The organism is Pseudomonas sp. MWU13-2105 (genome assembly GCF_023242315.1).
In the GTDB taxonomy this organism is placed as follows: Bacteria; Pseudomonadota; Gammaproteobacteria; order Pseudomonadales; family Pseudomonadaceae; genus Aquipseudomonas.
Genome location: NZ_JALLIY010000047.1, coordinates 1 through 5,024, shown reverse-complemented (window position 1 = coordinate 5,024; position 5,024 = coordinate 1). Strand labels below are relative to the sequence as shown.

Genomic DNA, 5,024 nt, shown 5'->3' with positions numbered 1-5,024 from the left:
TGCACCTGCAGGAACAGTTGCCGGAGTACATGGTTCCGGCGGCCTACGTGCTGCTTGAGTCCATGCCGCTGACCCCGAACGGCAAGCTCGATCGCAAGGCCCTGCCGGCCCCGGACAGCGATGCGCTGATCAGCCGTGGCTACGAAGCGCCGCAAGGCGATATCGAAATCGCCCTGGCCCAGCTCTGGCAGGAACTGCTGGGCCTGTCCCGGGTCGGCCGGCATGACCAGTTCTTCGAACTGGGTGGTCACTCGTTGCTGGCGATGCGTCTGATTTCGCAGATCCGCCAGCGTCTGGGGGTCGAGGTGGGCCTGGCGCAACTGTTTGCCCATCCGGAACTGACGGCCCTGGCCCAGGTGCTTGCCCAGGCCGGGCGCAGCACGTTGCCGGAAATCATGCCGGTGGCACGTGACCAGGCCTGGCCGTTGTCCTTCGCCCAGCAGCGTCTGTGGTTCCTTGCGCAGATGGAAGGTGCCAGCGCGGCCTACCATATGCCCGCCGGCCTCAGCCTGCGTGGCACCCTTGACCGCGTGGCCCTGCAACGGGCGCTGGAGCGCATCGTCGCGCGCCACGAAGGCTTGCGCACCACCTTTATCCTCGGTGATGACGAACAGCCATTGCAGCGGATCGCCTCGGCGGACGCCGGTTTCAGTCTGCAACTGCACGATTTGCAGGGGCTGGCGGCGGCCGAGGAGAAACTCCAGGTCCTGGCCAACGAGGAGGCGGTGCAAGCCTTCGACCTGGAACAGGGGCCGTTGATCCGTGGCCGTCTGATCCGTATGGCCGAGGACCACCATGTCCTGCTGCTGACCATGCACCATATCGTCTCCGATGGCTGGTCGATTGCCGTACTGACCCGCGAACTGGCTGCGCTCTACGAAGCGTTCACTCAGGGCCAGGATGACCCGTTGGCGCCGTTGGCGTTGCATTACCTCGACTACGCCGTCTGGCAGCGTCGCTGGCTCAGTGGCGAGCTGCTGCAAAAGCAGTGCGGCTATTGGCAGCAGGCCCTGGCAGAAGCGCCGGCACTGTTGATGCTGCCTACCGACCGGGTGCGTCCGGCACAACAGGACTATACCGGCGCCGCGCTGCCGGTGACCTTCGATGAAAACCTGACCCGTGGCCTCAAGGCCCTCGGCCAGCGTCACGGCACCACCTTGTACATGACCGTCATGGCCGCCTGGGCCGCGCTGCTGGGGCGTCTGGCCGGACAGGACGACGTGGTGATCGGTTCGCCGGTGGCCAACCGCATGCGCAGTGAAGTCGAAGGGCTGATCGGCCTGTTCGTCAATACCCTGGCGATCCGTGTCGACCTCAGCGCGCAACCGACGACCGAGGCTCTGTTGGCGCGGGTCAAGACCGCGACCCTGGGCGCCCAGGCGCATCAGGACCTGCCGTTCGAGCAAGTGGTGGAAGTGATCAAGCCGCTGCGCAGCCTGTCCCACAGCCCGGTGTTCCAGGCGATGCTGACCTGGCAGGACATGGGCGGCGCGGACTTCGCCCTCGGCGATCTGCAGCTCGAAGGCCTGGGTGCAAGCCAGACCCTGGCCAAGTTCGATATCTCGCTGGATCTGGGCGAGGCCCAAGGTCGGCTGCTCGGTTCGCTGGAATACGCCACGGCACTGTTTGACGAAAGCACCATGCTTCGTTACCTCGGTTACTTCCAGCGTTTGCTGGAAGCCATGGTTGCCGACGACAGCCAAGTGCTGGAGCGCGTGCCGTTGCTCGATGCCGTCGAGCGTGAGCACCTGCTGGTGGGGCTCAACGCGACCGAGGTGCCTTATCCGCAGGACAGCACGATTCATCAGCTGTTTGAAGAACAGGTCCTGGCGCAACCGGAGGCTATCGCGATGGCGTTCCAGTCGCAGCGCCTGAGCTACGCCGAGCTGAACCGCGAAGCCAACCGCCTGGCCCATCACCTGATCGGCCTGGGCATCGGCCCGGACGATCGGGTGGCGATCTGCGTCGAACGCGGTGTGGAGATGATGGTTGGCCTGTTGGGTGTGCTCAAGGCCGGTGCGGCCTATGTGCCTCTGGACCCGGCTTACCCGGCCGAGCGCCTGGTCTACATGATCGAGGACAGCAAGCCGTCGGCCTTGCTGACCCAGCGTGCATTGCAAGGCCGTTTGCCGGTGCTGGATCTGCCGCTGGTGTTGCTGGACGACGATCAGCGCCGGGGCTTCAGCGAGCGTGACGACAATCCTGTGGTAGCTGCCCTGGGCGCGCGCAATCTGGCCTATGTGATCTATACCTCCGGCTCTACCGGCAATCCGAAAGGAGTGATGATCGAACACCGTGGCCTGGTCAACTACAGCCTCGACGCCGCGCGCCTGTTCGGCCTGGCTCCTGCTGATACCGTGCTGCAACAGAACACCTTGAACTTCGACCTGTCGGTGGAGGAAATCTTCCCGGCGCTGCTGGCCGGGGCCACCCTGGCGCCAAGTCGGGAGATCTTCGGCAGCGAGGGCACGGAGGATCGCGGCATTCATCCGACCTTCCTGCATATGACCGCTGCGCACTGGCACACCCTGGCCGCCGAATGGCACAGCCAGCCACAGGTCGCCGCGCAGCGTCTGGCCGATGTGCGCCTGATCAACGTCACTGGTGATGCCCTGTCGGCGCAGAAGCTCAAGCTCTGGGATGAAGTCCGTCCGGCGCATACCCGATTGGTCAACACCTATGGTCCGACCGAGGCTACGGTGTCCTGCACCGCCGCTTATGTCTCCCACGATGCGCTGGCCGGCAGTGAGGGCAGCGGCAACGCAACCATCGGCAAGCCGATGGCCAACACCCGGATTTATCTGCTCGATGCCCATCAGCAACCCGTGCCGTATGGCGTGGCGGGTGAAATCTTTATTGGTGGCGATGGTGTAGCGCGGGGCTACTTGAATCTCGAGCAAGTCAACGCCGAGCGCTTCCTCGCTGATCCGTTCAGCGCCGGCCCTGACGCCCGGATGTATAAAACGGGCGACCTGGCGCGCTATATGGCCGACGGTCGTATCGAATACCTGGGCCGCAATGACTTCCAGGTCAAGGTCCGTGGTTTCCGCATTGAACTGGGGGAAATCGAGGCGCGCCTCGGCGGTTGCTCCGGGGTCAAGGAAGCAGCGGTGATCGCCCGGGAAGACCGTCCCGGGGAAAAACGCCTGGTGGCCTATGTGGTCGCCCAGCCGGAGGCGAGTCTGGATGTCGCCGGCTTGCGCGCAGAACTGGCGCCGCAACTGGCCGAGTACATGCTGCCGAGTGCCTTCGTGATTCTCGACGCGCTGCCGTTGACAGCGAACCGCAAGCTCGACCGCAAGGCCTTGCCGGCCCCGGCTGACGAGGCTTTTGCCAGTCGCGAGCATGTCGCCCCGCAAAGCGCCACCGAGACGGCCTTGGCGCAGATCTGGCAGAACCTGCTGAATCTGCAGCAGGTGGGGCGTCACGACCACTTCTTCGACCTCGGTGGGCACTCGCTGCTGGCCATGCGCTTGATTTCCCAGGTGCGTCAACGCCTGGGCGTAGAGCTGAGCCTGGCGGATATCTTCGCCCAGCCAGAGCTGGCGGCAATGGCCCAGGTGCTGGCGCAAGCCGCCGGCAGCAGCCAGCCGCCGATCGTGCCGGTGTCCCGTGAGCAGGCCTTGCCGTTGTCGTTCGCCCAGCAGCGTCTGTGGTTCCTGGCGCAACTGGACGGCGGCAGTTCGGCCTATCACATTCCCGCCGGGCTGCGCTTGCGTGGTGCCCTGGATCGTATTGCTCTCAAGCGGGCGCTGGATCGTATCGTTGCCCGTCACGAATCGCTGCGTACGACCTTTGTGCAACTGCAGGGGCAGGATGCGGAACAACGTATCGCCCCGGCTGACATTGGCTTCAACCTGCAATTGCATGTGCTGGCCGGCCAGGCGGAGGCGGAAGAGGAGCTGTTGGCCATCGCCGCCGAAGAGGCTCGCGAGCGCTTCGACCTGGTCCGTGGTCCGCTGGTGCGCGGGCGTCTGGTGCGCATGGCCGATGACGACCATGTGCTGCTGGTGACCTTGCACCATATCATCTCGGACGGCTGGTCCGCCGGGGTCCTGACCCGCGAACTGGGCGTGCTTTACGAGGCCTTCCGCCAGGGCGCGGAAGATCCGTTGCCGGCCTTGCCGGTGCAGTACGCCGACTATGCGGTTTGGCAGCGCAACTGGCTGAGCGGTGAAGTGCTGCAACAGCAAGGGCAATATTGGCAACAGGCCCTGGCCGGTGCGCCGGTCTTGCTGGCCTTGCCGAGCGACCGGCCACGTCCGGCGCAGCAGGACTACAGCGGGCATCTGTTGGGCCTGGCCCTCGATGCCGACCTGACCCGTGGTCTCAAGGCCCTCAGCCAGCGCCAGGGCACCACCTTGTTCATGACGGTCATGGCCGCCTGGGCCGCGGTGCTGAGCCGGCTGTCCGGACAGGATGACGTGGTGATCGGTACGCCGGCGGCCAACCGTCTGCGCGCGGAGGTCGAGGACCTGATCGGTTTCTTCGTCAACACCCTGGCGGTGCGGGTTGAAGTCCCGGCAGCGTTGAGCGTCGAAGCCTTGCTGCAACAGGTCAAGCGTCAGACCCTGGGCGCCCAGGCCAACCAGGACCTGCCGTTCGAGCAGGTGGTGGAAGTGGTTCGTCCGCAGCGCAGCCTGTCCCACAGCCCGATTTTCCAGGCGATGTTGTCCTGGCAGAACACCGAGGACGTCGATCTGGCGCTGGGTGATATGACCCTGCAAGGCGTCGGGGTGACCAGTCGCACGGCCAAATTCGATGTGCTGCTGGACATGACCGAGGTGGGCGATCGTCTGTTCGGGACCTTGGAATACGCCACGGCGTTGTTCGACGAAAGCACCATGCGGCGTTGCCTGGGTTATCTGGAAGCCATGCTGCGTGGGATGGTGGCCGATGAGCGGGCGCTGATCGCGGAGATTCCGTTGCTGGACGAGGAGCAGCGCGGGCAGTTGCTGGAAGATTTCAATGCCACTGCGGTTGATTACCCTCAGGACCTGACCTTGCATGGCCTCTTTGAAGCT

At 64.7% G+C, this 5,024-nt stretch carries 1 protein-coding gene; it reads left to right on the top strand.

From position 1 onward, the window contains the following. The coding region (locus M5B96_RS32075; protein ID WP_248801152.1) for a non-ribosomal peptide synthetase at positions 1-5,024 on the top strand (5,024 nt) is incomplete at both ends.